General features: G+C 68.0%; 10 protein-coding genes. 2 read left to right on the forward strand and 8 right to left on the reverse strand.

The annotated features are described in order from the left end of the window. Positions 1–109 precede the first annotated feature (109 nt). The 6 genes from WI697_RS08245 to WI697_RS08270 form a co-directional block, all read right to left on the reverse strand. Positions 110–820, reverse strand: a complete 711-nt coding sequence (locus WI697_RS08245; RefSeq protein ID WP_345958122.1) for a type II secretion system protein — start codon at positions 818–820, stop codon at positions 110–112. After that, positions 817–2,604: a hypothetical protein gene (locus WI697_RS08250; protein WP_345958123.1), complete on the reverse strand. Its 1,788-nt coding sequence runs from the start codon at positions 2,602–2,604 to the stop codon at positions 817–819. The genes WI697_RS08245 and WI697_RS08250 overlap by 4 nt, the downstream gene beginning before the upstream one ends. Then, entirely contained in the window at positions 2,601–3,641 is a 1,041-nt protein-coding gene (locus tag WI697_RS08255; protein ID WP_345958124.1) for a hypothetical protein, read from the reverse strand. Before WI697_RS08255 ends, WI697_RS08250 begins: the two co-directional genes overlap by 4 nt. 273 nt (positions 3,642–3,914) lie before the next feature. Then, on the reverse strand, positions 3,915–5,372 hold the full coding sequence (locus WI697_RS08260) for a hypothetical protein (RefSeq protein ID WP_345958125.1): 1,458 nt from the start codon (positions 5,370–5,372) through the stop codon (positions 3,915–3,917). Continuing rightward, positions 5,369–6,634 carry a type II secretion system F family protein gene (locus WI697_RS08265; RefSeq protein WP_345958126.1) on the reverse strand — a complete coding sequence of 422 codons (1,266 nt, stop codon included), beginning with the start codon at positions 6,632–6,634 and terminating at the stop codon, positions 5,369–5,371. The genes WI697_RS08260 and WI697_RS08265 overlap by 4 nt, the downstream gene beginning before the upstream one ends. 26 nt (positions 6,635–6,660) lie before the next feature. Then, positions 6,661–8,289, reverse strand: coding sequence for a GspE/PulE family protein (locus WI697_RS08270; RefSeq protein ID WP_345958127.1), 1,629 nt, complete (start codon positions 8,287–8,289; stop codon positions 6,661–6,663). 201 nt (positions 8,290–8,490) lie between these two features. On the opposite strand from WI697_RS08270, the gene WI697_RS08275 reads away from it, so the two are divergent. Beyond that, a complete protein-coding gene (locus tag WI697_RS08275; RefSeq protein ID WP_345958128.1) occupies positions 8,491–9,171 on the forward strand; it encodes a hypothetical protein in 681 nt (226 codons plus the stop codon). Here WI697_RS08275 and WI697_RS08280 read toward each other — a convergent pair whose 3' ends face one another. Then, the gene (locus WI697_RS08280) at positions 9,172–11,763 is read right to left on the reverse strand and encodes a hybrid sensor histidine kinase/response regulator (protein WP_345958129.1); all 2,592 of its coding nucleotides are present in this window, start codon (positions 11,761–11,763) and stop codon (positions 9,172–9,174) included. A gap of 299 nt (positions 11,764–12,062) precedes the next feature. On the opposite strand from WI697_RS08280, the gene WI697_RS08285 reads away from it, so the two are divergent. Then, positions 12,063–12,356, forward strand: coding sequence for an SCP2 sterol-binding domain-containing protein (locus WI697_RS08285; protein ID WP_345958130.1), 294 nt, complete (start codon positions 12,063–12,065; stop codon positions 12,354–12,356). A 232-nt stretch (positions 12,357–12,588) separates the two neighbouring features. Here WI697_RS08285 and WI697_RS08290 read toward each other — a convergent pair whose 3' ends face one another. Then, the gene (locus WI697_RS08290; protein WP_345958131.1) at positions 12,589–14,223 is read right to left on the reverse strand and encodes a 3-(methylthio)propionyl-CoA ligase; all 1,635 of its coding nucleotides are present in this window, start codon (positions 14,221–14,223) and stop codon (positions 12,589–12,591) included. Positions 14,224–14,369 lie beyond the last annotated feature (146 nt).

A 14,369-nucleotide genomic window follows, 5' to 3' on the forward strand; every position in this document is an offset into this window, starting at 1 on the left:
AGGGGATCCCCCGGTGGTGGTGGCGGCAGGGCCAGAGCCGAAAGGGCCGTACCCAATACCGCCACACGCGCCAATGCCGTCACCGGCGGACAGAACCGGGCCGATCTCACTACATCAGCACCTGAACGAGACAGGTATCGGTTGCGGCCAGATTGTAGATATTGCTGCCGGTCACCTGACAGGCGGCCGTGCTGGTGACCACCGATCCGGTACCCGGCAGTCCGTCATCCAGTTCCACATCCAGCCGACGTGCCTGATCGACGGTCAGCAGGGGCGTTGAATTACCAGTGGTTGAGCCAGTGGTCATGCTGCCGATTCTGAGCCACACCCCGCTCGTTGCCCCAACCGTCGCCGAGACCAGCTGGTATTGTCCGCCCAGAGGCGTGGACGGCGCTGATGTGCCGCCTGGCGACATCTTGAGATTGGTCAGGAACTGAGCGGCGGTCAGATGACGCCAGGCCTCGAGGCTCTCCTGGTCGGCACCACTGCCTGACAATGTGCCATCACCGTTTCCTCCTTCCGCGTCCATGGCCAGAGTCCGACTATCCAGAAAGTCGCCGGGCAGGGCGCCATAGCGTTCCTGAAACTGACTGAAGGCGGTGCGGATGGCACCGACCTCCGATACGAAGGCCTGAACACGACTGTTCCCGACCATGCCCTGGGCCTGCAGAACGGTACCGACCAGCAGGGCGATGACCACAAGCGCAATGGCCACCTCGACCAGGGTGAAGCCGCGATCGTCTTCGGTTATGCCGGGCCCGGCGGCGGGATGGTTCGGATCGGGATGACCGGCTGCGGAACGGGTTCGGATGCTCGTCATTGTGGTGTGCTTTCACTTTCCGGGATGGACCGGCCGGGTGTCGGGGCCGGTCTGGTGGATGGCGGTGTGGTTGCAGGGGAGGGGGAAGCTGCAGGAAAGGGCAGGGGCCGCGGATCGGTGGTGAAGCCGCGATACAGGTCGATATCGGCGGGGGCGATCGTGCCGCCGGTGTCGTCGGGCAGAATCGTGGCGCGCAGGAAGACCACCAGTTCCACCGTATGGCTGGCATCGGTATCGGCGCGGAACAGCCGCCCCACCCAGGGCAGATCCTTCAGCACCGGGGCGCCGCTTTCGTCGAAGCGCGCGCGCTCTTCCATCAGCCCGCCCATGATCATGATCTCGCCCGACCGGATGCGCAGAACCGAGTCCAGCTCGCGGACCTCCACCACCGGCACCAGGCTTTCCACCTGGTTCTGAGAGGCGATGGCGACGCCCGGATCGGCGACCTCCCGGGCGATGCGGGTGATGGTCGGCCGGACGGTCATGACGACCGAGCGTTCATCGGCCGCGATTGCCGGTTGCACGCTCAGCACCAGCCCGATGGGTACGGTGTTCAGCTTCGAATTGACCGTCAGGGTCACGTCGCCGGTGTCGTCATCGGTCTCACGCTCGACGTCCAGGGTGAAGTAGACCGCGTTCTCGGCGACCTTGAGCAGCGCCGTCTGGTTGTTGAGCACGGTGAGGCGTGGGCTGGAGAGCGTGCGCACCGCACCGAAGCGGGCGGCCAGCCCGACCAGGGCGTCGATGTCGGATCCGCTCACCCGGATGCCCAGGACATCGTCGACCCCGTTTGCGATCCGCGCGGCCGGGGCGCCGAACCGGCCGGCGATGGCGACGTCTCCCGACAGGATCGCGGACCAGTCGATTCCGGCCTCGTAGCCTTCGTCGAGTGCGACCTCCACGACACGGGCCTCGATCAGAACCTGCCGTCCGGTGGTCCGGCGCAGGCCGGCGATGACCCGGCGGACGATGTCCTGGGCGTGGCGGTCGCCATAGACGGCGATTACGCCGGTGCGTGGGTTGACGCTCAAACGGGGCCGGCGGTCATCCGCCGGATCGGCGACCTGGGCGGCATCATCGCCGGGAATGCCGAGGGCGGCCGCCAGTGTGCGTATGGCATCGTTCCAGAAGGCGCCGTCCGTATGGTTGCGGATGGCGATGGACGAGCCGTTGCGGTCGGCCGTGCCGCCGCTGCCGGTGCCGACGGTGCCGAGTTCCGACGAGGCCGCGACGCCGCCATCCACCCGGCGAACCATGTCCGGCTGATCGATGCGGTAGATGCGGACCACCGGCCGATCGCGTTCGACCAGAAGCACGCCGCCTTCGATCCGGTAGACGAAATTCACCTGACGGCCGATCGCCGCCAGTGCCTTGCCGAGCGGCACGCCCGAGAGGCTGACCCGGACCATGCCGGCAAGGGTCGGATCGACCACCACGCCCACACTCGCCTGATGGGCCAGATCTTCCACCACCTCGACAATCGGGATCTGGCCGGCGACCCGGATGTCGACCGGGCGGGACAGAATGGCCCGGGCTTCCGGACCAGGCGCCGGATCGTCCAGCTCGCCATCCCCCTCCAGCGGGGGCAGTTGTGGCGGTATCGGCTGCGGAGCCGGCCTTGTATCCGGCGGTGGTGTCGCTGCAGGCACGCCTCCGATCGCCCGATAGTCGCGGCGCTCCAGACCCAGCGCCCGGTCGCGCGGATCGGCTGTGCCACAGGCGGTGAGAGCGAGGAGAACGAGGACGAGCAGAAAGGGCCGGGTGAGGCCGGGGGCAGCGGTCATGGACAGACCTCATCAGGCAGGATCCCGTCGATGCCGAGACAGATCTCCCGCCCGAGGGCGAGAGGGACCGCGCTTCTGCCTTCCGCCAGGCGGATGCTGACGGTGTCCCGGCCGACCGCATCGACCACGGGCTCGCCGGGACGGGCCGGCCCCGCCATTGCAATCCGCCGGCCGTTGATCCAGACCCGCCAGTCCGACCCCGGTCCGTGGGCAATGCCGTCGAGCTTGATGCGGCGTGCGACCGCAGGCGGCTCAGCCGCAGTCGGTCGGTCCGGGCTGCTCAGGCGGCGGCGGTGTTCCGACGGCTCCAGGGCAAGGGCGACAACGGTTCCAGGCGGGTCCGGCGGGATGGCGGGCGCCGCAAGGTCGCGGCGGGTAAGGAGAGGGGTCAGTGGATCCATGGCCTGGCCGTCGGGCAGGGAGGGCAGGCTGGCCGGATCGATGGTGGCGAAACGCAGAATGGCGCGGGCATGCGCCCTGCCTTCATCCGGGCGATCGGCCAGTTCCAGACGGTCGATCACGGCGCGGCCCGGCAGGACAGCCCGCATGGCCGCAAGCCCGGCACGGATTTCAGCATCCGAGGAGGCCGTCAATTCGGCGGTGACCAGAACCGGCCTGAGCCGGGGCAGAGCCTCCGCTGCGGGCGGATGCGGCAGCCGACGATCCGCCGGCCGGGGTGCCACCGCTTCGGCTGGGGCGTCGGAAAGCGACAGGCTGACGGTTCCGATGCCGGCCGCCATGGCCAGATCGTTCAACTGCCGGAGCAACGGGGCCGGCGCCGGCGGTGCGAAGAGTGGCCGCGGATCCGCTACAAGCCGCGCCACTCCCTGATCCAACCGCCAGGCCGCGGCTTCGGCCTGCCGGAAACGCCCCCGTGCCGCCTCGGCGGTCCGGGCCAGATCATCGGCATGCGCCCGTACCCGTTCCACCTCCAGTGCCATCGTCAGATCTGCGGCGATCACGGCCAGGCAGCCCAAGGCCAGAGCCGCCAGCCGGCGCGCGCGCACGGCCAGGCGGCCAGCGGGATCTTTGTCCATGGCCGCGGGTTGGCGCCGGGCGGCATGCCGTCGGAAGCGTCGGGCGGAAAGCCGCGGCCTGCAGGCCGTACCGGATCTGCCGGCATCGGCCGGAAGGGGGGTCAGGATCAGCCGGCCGCGGAACGGGCCACCTTCGGGGGCCGTGTCCCCGGCAGGGTCCGTGTCGCCACCGCCACTGAGTGCCGGAGCCTGGCGGATCAGGGGCGGGCGGCCGCCCGGGCCGGGTGGCGGGTCGGCAACCGTGGTCATGCCCAGCCCGGCGGCCGCGACGGTCTAGGCAAAACGCTGTCGCAGGGCGTCGGCCGCCGCGGCATCGTTGCGGGTGATCTCGATCTCGAGCGTCAAGCGGCCGGCCTCCGGGCCGGTCCCGTCGCGTCGATGATCCAGCCCCGTGATGGCCAGGCCTTCGGGCCTGAGCACCGCCAGGCGGTCGAGCACGCAGAGCAGGTCCACCGATGCCGCCTGTTCCATGGCGGCAAGCCCAGCCAGTGCAGAGGCAACGCGCATGCCCCCGGCCAGACGTCCAGGATCGGTGCCGCCCGCCGCTGCCGTGCGCAGATCGAACTCCGTGGCGAGCATAAGGTCGCGCTGGGCGGCAACCATCGCCTCGTCCACCAGGCCGGCAGCCTGCAGGCCGGGCAGGATCAGGGCGGCAAACAGCAGACTTGCGGCCGCCAGCCCGGCCAGAGTCCGGCTGCGGATCGGCTGATCACGCCAGGGCCGGGCAGCGACCGTGCCGGAGGCCGACATCGGCCCGAAGGTCCGGATACGCAGCGGTGGGGCCTCGTCAAGCAGGGCTGCGAGGGCCAGCCGGGTGAGCGGCCCCGGCTGACGACCTCTGTCCGGGCTGGTGGGGCCGGACATCGTGGCGACTGGCATGGCGACGACCGGCGGCCGATGATGGCGCAGCTCTGTCTCCTCCCCCTCAGGGAATGGGGTGACCAGCGGCGCATGGTCGTCGATCAGCAGCGTGATCAGATCGGGGGTGGTGTGATGCCGATGCAGGTGGCGACGGACTGCCCGGCTCCCATCCATGGCGGCTTCGACGGGGGTGAGGCCTGAAAGCGGGCGGCGGCTGGAGAAGACCGGCAGACCGGCTTCGCAAAGGATCTGATCGATCGCGTCGCCGGACGGCTGATCGGACGGCACCGGTACGTGCAGGGCCAGCCACTGCGCGTGGTGACTTTTTGCCAGGGCCATTCCGGCCGTCATTACCGGCGGCAGCGGCCGGAGATGCAGCCCGGCAATCGCCGCCGACCTGGTGCAGGCCTCAACTTCTGCCGAGGCGGGGACGAAGGCGAGTGCCAGCCTGTCCGGTCGGCGGGACGGATCGATGGCCGTCGCGCCACCGCCCATGCCGCCACCGCCCATGCCGCCACCGCCCGCTCCGCCGCCGGGCGGCAGGGGACGAATGGTGACGAAGCCGCGATCAAGACCGAGTTCGCCTGCAGCGGCGATGATGCGGCGGGTTTCGATCTGCCGGCGGATCCGTTGTCCCAGCCGGGGCAGGGCAATTGTTGCGACCCGTGGCCGGTCGTCTTCAACGATCAACGGCAGCGTACGGCGGAGCCCCTCGCGGCGCCCCGTTGCGGCCAGGGCGCGCCAGGCGGCCGGCGTGTCCGGGCCCGGGCAGAGGGTGACATCGTTCGGGCCCCGCGTCGCCAGCCAGAGCCGGCGGTCACGATCGAGCAGCAGAGCCCGGCGGGGCGAAGAGGGCAGGCGCAGTCTCATCCACCCACCTCCGCCAGCCCGGAATACAGCGCACCCAGCACCAGCCGGCCGATGCCGGCGACGACCAGTGCCAGAAACATGACCAGGGCCGGTTCCAGCAGGGCGGTCAGCCGATCGACCGAGCGTTCGATGCTGCGGTCCAGGGCGCGGGACGCGCTGCGGGCGGCGTCGGGCAGCCGACCGGCTGCCGCGCCCGCAACCAGCGGCGCCTGGGCGACGGCAGGCCAGGGTTCGAGCAGTGTGAAGGCCTCTGCCGGCGGAACCCCGCGAATGATCAGGCGGCGGACATTGCCGAGCTGCCGGGCAAGTTCGGGATCTGCGGCGCCGATGGCCGCCAGTTCCAGCGCCTCGGTGACGGGCGCACCGGCCTCGGCGGCCAGGATCAGGGCGCGCAGGCTGCGTGCCGCCGCCAACTGATGGCGCAGCCGGACGATCGGGGTCCAGCGGTCGAGCAGTCGGGCGACGGCCGGATGCCGGCGGACGATCAGCAGCCCGGCCACCAGTGCTGCGGGCAGGCCGATGATGACCCCGATGGTCAGGCCCGGAGCGTCACCCACGGCGATTGCCAGCTGCAGCGTCGGGTCGTCGCCTGCAACGCCGAGCTCGGCCATCAGCCCGGCAAGTTCAGGCAGCGCACCGCCGATGAGGGCGACGAGAGAGGCGAAGGTGGTGACGGCCAGCACGATCGGATAACGCAGTGCCCGGGTGATCCGGGCATGAATGGCGGCTTCGGTCTCGTGATGATGGGCAAGATCGTCGATCGCCGGCGCCAGCCGTCCGGTGCGCGCGGCGACCGCAAAGACCGCCGCGGCTACGGGCCCGAGATCCCGTTCGGCTTCGGTCGCGGCCTCGGCCGGGCTCTGCCCGGCGCGGATGGCTGCAGCCATGCCGCCGAAGCCCCGTGCAGCCGTGCGGGAAATGCCGCCCTGCGCCGCGGCATCCAGCGCGGCCGGCAGGTCACGTGCGGCTGCCAGGTGCAGGCCGACAGCAGACCAGGCTTCGGCAAGTGCTGCATGACGTTCGGCCGGGCCGGCCACCAGGCTGCCGGAACGGGCAAGTTTTTGCCAGAACCGGGCCAGCCCCTCCCGAACGGGACGGATCGATAGCGGATCGAGCCCGCGCGCCTCCAGCTGGCCAAGGGCCGTATCGACATCATCGGCCAGAATGCGGCCATGGAACAGGTTGCCGTCGGCGTCGACCGCGCGGAACCGCCAGTGACGCAGGACGGTGTCCCGTGGGTCCGCTGTTGGGAGTTGCATCATGGGCCGGGCGGAATCGGAGCGGTTGATCATGGCCGGTCCAACGGTCCCACCACCGCCTCTATTTCATCACGGGTGCTGAGGCCGCGCCGCTCGATCTCGCGGGCGTCGGCCAGCAGGCTGTGATGACCGCATCGGCTGAGATGTGCGGCCAGGTGCGGGCGTGCCGCATCCCCGGCAAGCAGGTCTTCGAAGGCGTCGTCGGGGATCAGCAGTTCGGCAACCGGTATCCGGCCACGAAAACCGGTGAAACCACAGGCTGGACAGCCGCTGCCGACGGTTCCCGGCCCGGGTGAGCAGTCCGGGCAAAGCCGCCGTACCAGCCGCTGGACCAGGATTGCCGCCAGAACACCCGCCAGCCGGCGCGGTGCAAGCCCCAGATCGCGCAGCCGATCGATGGTGCCCAGGGCATCGCCCGCATGCAGCGTGGTGTATACCCGATGGCCGGTGACGGCGGCACGATAGGCCATGGCGGCGGTGGTCTCGTCGCGCATTTCACCGATCAGCAGCACGTCGGGATCCTGGCGCATCAGCGACCGGATGCCGTCGGCGAAGCTCAACTCCGGCAGACGCGACAGGTCGGTCTGGCGAATGCCGTCCAGCGGATATTCCACCGGATCCTCCAGCGTCGCGACCGCAAGGCGTCGGCGGTCTATCAGGCCGGTCAACGCGCGCAGGGTCGTGCTCTTGCCGCTGCCGGTGGGGCCCGCGACCACCACGATCCCGTCGGGCCGGCGGGCAATATGGCGCAGCCCTTCGACGATGCGCGACGTGAGGCCCAGACCTTCGAGCTGGCGCAACCGGCGGTCGGCATCCAGCAGCCTGAGAACCACGGCCTCGCCGTGCACGGTGGGATGGGTCGCGATGCGGATCTCCACCGCCAGGCCGTCGATTTTGCTGGTGATCCGTCCGTCCTGGGGACGCAGGGTGACGACCGCATCCAGCCCCGCCATCACCTTGAAACGGGTGACGAGCCCTGAGGCGATGGCGGCATCCAGCAGGCGGAACGGGGTCAGCACGCCGTCGATCCGCAGGCGAATGCCCAGATGTCCCGGCGCCGGATCGAGATGCAGATCGGACGCGCCGGCCCGGACGGCGGCGGCGATCAGCATATCGGCAAGGCGTGTCACCGCGCTTTCTTCGGCATCGGCGGACGGCCGGTCGCGGAACGGGTCTTCGGGCATGTGCTCGGCCGCGATCGTCAGGCCGGGGGTGGCGCCGCTGCCGGCCGCCGCGGCAATCATGGCGTCGATCATCGGATCATTGCGATGCAACCGGCCGATCAGGCGGGCGAAGGCGGTTCGCCCGATAACCATGCGCCGCAGCTGCCCCGCATGGCCGAGCCGGCGGCGAATGGTTTCCGCTGCCGTGAGATCGTCGGGATCGATCATCGCAAGCAGCAGTTCGCCCCGTTCGACCCCCAGCGGAACGGCACCGGCGGTGACCAGCATCTCGGCCGACAACCCGGCCGGATCCGACGGCACCGGATGACCGGGCCAGGCGGCCAGGCCCGATTCCGCAGCCAGCACCGCCACGAGATCGGCCTCGTCGACCAGCCCCATATGTTCGATCGCACGCAGCAGTGATCCTCCGGGAAGCCGCTCTGCCTCGCGCCGGACCAGCCGGGCGGCATCCGCGGTCAGCAGGCCACGCGCCATCAACGCATCTGCCAGATCTCGTCCCCCAGTCTCCGACTTGCTACCGCTGATCATGTTCATAATGAAAATCCACTACCTATACAATTAAACCAAAAGATGTGGATCTAGATCGTTCAAGATGCATTATTGCCAACTACATCTCGTTTAAAGATTGCATACGCAAGGGGTCACGATTTGTCGAGTCTGAATCGCCTGAGACGCGTGAATACCGAAGACGGTTTCGTCTTGGTAGAAATTGCCGTCGCTGTGTTCGTGCTTGCTCTGCTTCTTGGCAGCCTTCTGCCGCTCCTGCGGGCGGAGATTGTCTCGGCACGAGGGGCGGCGACCGATCGACGAATGACGGCGGTCATGGCCGTTCTGGCGGCCGAGCTGGCCCGGAATGGTCGCCTGCCATGCCCTGCAGGCGGCATGGACGGCGTGGCGGAGACTGCCTGCAGCGGTGCCGCAATCGGCCGGGTGCCGACCGCGAGTCTCGGGCTGCCGACGGCAGCCGTTCAGGACGGCTGGTCGCAGCCATTCACCTATGCCGTGGATGCGCGTGCAACACAGACGGCGGATCTGACGGACTGGTGTGGCCGGGCCGACGGCTTCGATGCGCTGACGCTGGACGGGGCCACCCCACACCATCCCGTGGTGCTGCTTGTGGCACATGGGCCGGGTGGTGGCGCCTGGCTGGCCGGGGGCGGACGGGCACCGGGTGCCGCGTCGGACGCCGAGATCGAAAATGCCGATGACGATGCGATTTTCGCAACCGTGCCGATCGTCGCCTCAGGTCCCGACAGGTTCGACGATCGCATTCTGGCCTATGCGGAGCCTGCATTCACAAGCATGCATGACATCCATTGCCCCGTCGCGGCCGTCGGGTCGGGGCAGGGGGGATGATCAGCCGGCCGCCACGGTTGCCCGTGCGGCCGTGACCTCGGCTTCCAGCCGGGATGCCGCGGCCGTATCCGGGGCACCCACCTCCAGCGACGCACAGGCGGCGGCCAGACGGTGATAGCCGTAATTGGCCGCCAGCCCCTTCAGGGCATGCAGGGCACTGCGCCATGCATCCGCATCCCCCGTCGTGGCGGCTGCGGCGATCTGTTCATGGGTGCTGGCCGCACTTTCGGCGAACATGCCGTAAAGGGCGCGTGTCCGTTCAGCGCCGAGGGCCTTTTCGATCTCGTCGCGCCGCACCGGGTCGAGCACCGGGGCGGTCCTGTCGACGTCGTCGGATGGCTCGTCTTGCGTAGCCGGCCCGGAGGGCGGCCGTCCGTCATAAAGCAGGCCGGCCAGGGTGTCGCGCAGTTCGCCCCAGTTCACCGGCTTTGCCACAAAGGCATCGATCCCTGCGTCCAGATAGCGTGAGCGGTTTTCCGGCATCGCGTCGGCGGAGAGCGCCAGGATCGGCACCTTGCCATCCTCTCCCGGCCGTGCGCGGATCCGGCGGGTGGCCGTGACGCCGTCCATCCGCGGCATCTGCATGTCCATGACGATCGCATCGAAGGCGGTTCCGGCCGACATCTCGACCGCCGCCGCGCCATCCTCTGCCACCGCCACGTCGAAGCCCATGCGTTGCAGGGCCTCGTTCAGGAGTTCCCGATTGACCGGGTTGTCCTCGGCGATCAGGAGCCTGCGACCCTTGAACGCGGGCACGGCCATCAGCGTGCCGGCGTTGTGCCTGTCTGTCGATCGGGCGGGGCCGTCCGGATCGGGCTCCCGGCCGGCGGCATGTCCGCTCCGGGTCCGGCAGGGGAGCATGATCGTGAAGACGGACCCGACGCCGGGCAGGCTGTCGACGGTGAGTTCGCCGCCCATCGCCGTGGTCAGCCGACGCGAGATGGCCAGTCCCAGACCGGTTCCCGACGGCGGTGTCGCATCGTTCGGGGCGGTGGTGGCGTCAGAGCGATCCGTCGCCTGAACGAAGGGTTGGAAAATCGCATCCAGCGCATCTGCCGCAATGCCGATGCCGGTATCGGCGACCGCAATGGACAGGAAAGAGGGTGGATCACCCTCGCCCTTGACGTCGACGCGGATTTCGACGAAGCCGGTCTCGGTGAACTTGATGGCATTGCCGACCAGATTCATCAACACCTGCCGCAGGCGCATCGGGTCGGCCAGCACCGTCTCGGGAACAGCGGCGCCTCGGCGGATCGACAGATTGATCCCCTTCTGCGACGCCCGGCCTTCGAACAGCCCGACGACATCATCCAGCAGCCGGCCGATCACGACCGGTTCCTCGTGCAGGACCAGGCGCCCCGCCTCTACCTTCGAGAGATCCAGAATATCGTTGAGCAGCGTCATCAGCCCTTCGGCCGACCGGCGCATCGCCGTCACCCACCGCCGCTGCCGGCCATCCAGATCGGTGGCGGCCAGCAGATCGAGCATACCCAGTACCCCGGTCATGGGCGTGCGCAGCTCGTGGCTCATATTGGCCAGGAACATCGATTTGGCCGCGTTGGCGCGCTCGGCCGAGGCGCGTGCGGTCCGCAGATCCTGTTCAATACGATGCAGTCCGGTGCCGTCGATCGCCAGCACATCGGCGATCAGCCGGCCGTCGGCCATGGGGCGCGGTGTGGTGGCATAGAGCAGCACCCAGCGCGTCACGCCGTCACGGCCGTGAAACGGCAGGCCGAAGCCGGGCGGCGTATCGCCGCGGATCGCGGCCCGGATCGCGGGCAACAGGCGCTGATCGTCGCGCCGTGCCATTTCATCCAGCCGGCGCGGATCGGAACAGATCAGATCGGGGGAGAGGCCGCCGGTCAGATTGCGGATGCCGGCCCCGGCATAGAGCACCGCAATATCGCCGCCCGGATCCAGGCGGATCTGCAGGATTGCCCCCGGTACGTTGTCGGCGATGGCCTGAAAGCGCCGCCGTTCCGACGCCAGCGCCCGTTCGGCGGTCAGGCGCCGCCGTTCGACCGTCAGAAGCCCTCCCAGAACCACGGTGGCAATGATCCCGCTGAGGACGAGAAGGGGGCCGAACTGCCTCAACAGGCGACCGTCATGAACCAGGCCGTGGATGGCTGCGATCAGCACCATGGCCGGCACACCGACCACGGCACCGGCAATAAACAGATCGAACATCCGGATGCCGGTCTTGCGCCGCAGCGCCCACCAGCCCACCGACATCAGGCTGACCACCACCAGCGACAGGGCCGTGGGGATCGCGATCGGCCCGCCCTGCAGCAGCCGGGATGCAACCGTCGTGGCACCCACCACTAGCGTTGCGACCGGGCCGCCGAACGGAGCGGACAACAGAACCAGAACGGCCCTGCCGTCGAAAGCGATGTCGGGGGCGATCTCCACAGGGATCGCCATCGAAATCAGGGCCGAGATCGCGAAGATCAGCCCGACCACGATGCCGCGCGTCAGCCGGCTCATCTGCAGGCGACACTGTCCGAACGCACCGAAGGCGAGGGCGGCAAGCGCGATCACGCCCAGATTCTGTGTCAAGGGCAGCAGCAACGGGCCCCAATGCTGCATGAACATGTGACGGGTGGTCCCTGGGTGACGTCCATGGCGTGCCGCTGCCCGTCGCCGGTCGTGCCGCCTGTCGGCATTTTACACCGCCGCGATGTGCCGCGGTACTTGCAACGATGCATTTTCTTCCGAAACCGACAGTTGATTAAGAATAACAGTCATAATCCGGACGTGATCGCCGTTCAGCTGGAACCGCAACGGCTGTACAGGCATTCTGAGAGGGGGCGCCCTTGACGCCGCCAGGCTTTACGTTTACGTTAACGTCAAACAGCAGCCGGCTTGAGCCGGCCCGCATGGGGAGGTAAGGCATGAGCACCGACGATCTGGTCCGGCGCATGCAGGAGAAGGCCGCCAAGGGCGGGGCTCTTGGATCGACCGTCAAGTTCGAGCTTGAGGACGGGACGATCTTCATCGACGGCCGGTCGGCCCCTGCCGAGGTTTCGGCAGAGGATCGCGATGCCGACTGCACCATCCGCTGTTCCGCGGAAACCCTGGACAGGCTGATGACCGGCGATCTGTCGGCGACCATGGCCTTCATGACCGGCAAGCTGAAGGTCGAGGGCGACATGACGGTTGCGATGAAGCTGTCGTCGATTCTCTGAGTATACGGTCGGCTGCGGACGTCGTTCGACGCCTGCGGCCGGCGATCCGATGCTTCCGTCTGTCGACACCGGGTGTGTCCGGCAGATCCCCCCGGAAGCAGGTAAGGGGATGCAGGCCTTGTGGCTGCATCCCCTTTTTCGTGTCCGGACCCGATCAGGGACCGGTCCGGATGAAAAAGGCGGGACCCGGAAGGATCCCGCCTTTTCCACGCATGCGCCCGAGGCCGCCTGATCAGCCGGCCTGCTTCATCAGCCAGTCGCCATAGGCCTCACGCAGTTTCAGCTTCAGCAGCTTGCCGGTGGCGGTATGGGGCAGCTCCTCGACGAAAATCACGTCGTCGGGCAGCCACCACTTCACGACCTTGGTCTCCAGGTAGTCGAGCATGCCCTGCTTGTCGAGCGTCGCACCTTCGCGCCGGATCACCAGCAGCAGCGGACGTTCCTGCCACTTCGGATGGGCAACGCCGATGACCGCCGCTTCCTTAACGTCGGGATGGCCGACCGCCGCGTTTTCGAGATCGATGGAGCTGATCCACTCGCCGCCCGACTTGATGACGTCCTTGGCGCGGTCGACGATCTGGGCATAACCGTCCTGATCGACCGTCGCGATGTCGCCGGTGTCGAACCAGCCGTCCTCGTCGAGGATGTTCTCGTCATCGCGACGGAAATAGGACTTCAGCACCCAGGGACCGCGGACCTTCAGATGGCCGAAGGCGACACCGTCATTGGGCAGCTCGTTGCCGTCATCGTCGGTGATCCGCATTTCGACGCCATAGGCCGGCTTGCCGATCTTGGTCTGCAGCTTGTACTTGGCCTCCTGGTCCAGCGTCAGGTGCTTGGCCTTGAAGGTGCAGGCGGTGCCGATCGGGCTGAGTTCGGTCATACCCCAGGCATGGAGCAGGAAGGTGCCGTGCTTTTCCTGGAACTTGCGGATCATCGACTCAGGCGCGGCGGAACCGCCGACCACGGCGATGCGCACGCCTTCCATGCGCCGGCCGATCTCGTCCAGATGGTTGAGCAGGGCGAGCCACACGGTCGGCACGCCGGCCAGCACGGTCGGGCGCTCCATCTCGATCAGTTCGGCAAGACCGGGACCGTCCAGCCGCGGCCCGGGGAAGATCAGCTTCGCGCCGACCATCGGGCAGGCATAGGGCAGGCCCCAGGCATTGACATGGAACATCGGCACCACCGGCAGCACGGCATCGGTCGCCGAGATGCCGAGCGTGTCGGTCATGCACACGCCATAGGAATGCAGCACGTTCGAGCGGTGGGAATAGAGCACCCCCTTGGGGTTACCCGTGGTGCCCGAGGTGTAGCACAGCGACGAGGCGGTGTTCTCGTCGAAGCTGGGGAAGGCGTAGCTGTCGGAGTGATCCGCAATCAGCTCTTCATAGCAGATCGCGTTGGGGATCGACGTCTCGGGCATGTTGGCCCGGTCGGTCAGGATGACCACCGCTTCGACCGTCGGGATCTTGCCGATCAGCTTTTCGATGATCGGGACGAAAGTCAGGTCGACCAGGATGACCCGGTCTTCGGCATGGTTGACGATGTACTCGATCTGCTCGAGGAACAGGCGCGGGTTGATCGTGTGCAGGATCGCCCCCATGCCCGAGACCGCAAAATAGGCCTCGAAATGGCGATAGCCGTTCCAGGCCAGGGTGCCGACGCGGTCGCCCATGGCAATGCCGAAGCGCGAGGCGAGTGCATTGGCAAGCTGCTGCACGCGCTTATAGGCATCCGCATAGGTGTAGCGGTGGATGGGGCCTTCGCAGGTCCGTGACACGATCTCCACGTCGCCGTGAAACCTGGCGGCGTTCCTGATCAGCGGTGCGATCAGAAGCTGCGTGTCCATCATCTGGCCGCGCATGGATCCTCCCTTGGGATATGCAGTGGCGCCGCTCCGTCTTCCGGAGCCGCGTCGGCCGGCCGCGCCTGAACGGCCGTGTCCTGGAATGTCCGTCGCAACCCATGCCGCACGATACCGCTCCCCCAAGCGGGCCGCCGGTCGTTGTA

It is taken from the genome of Tistrella mobilis (assembly GCF_039634785.1).
Classification (GTDB): domain Bacteria; phylum Pseudomonadota; class Alphaproteobacteria; order Tistrellales; family Tistrellaceae; genus Tistrella; species Tistrella mobilis.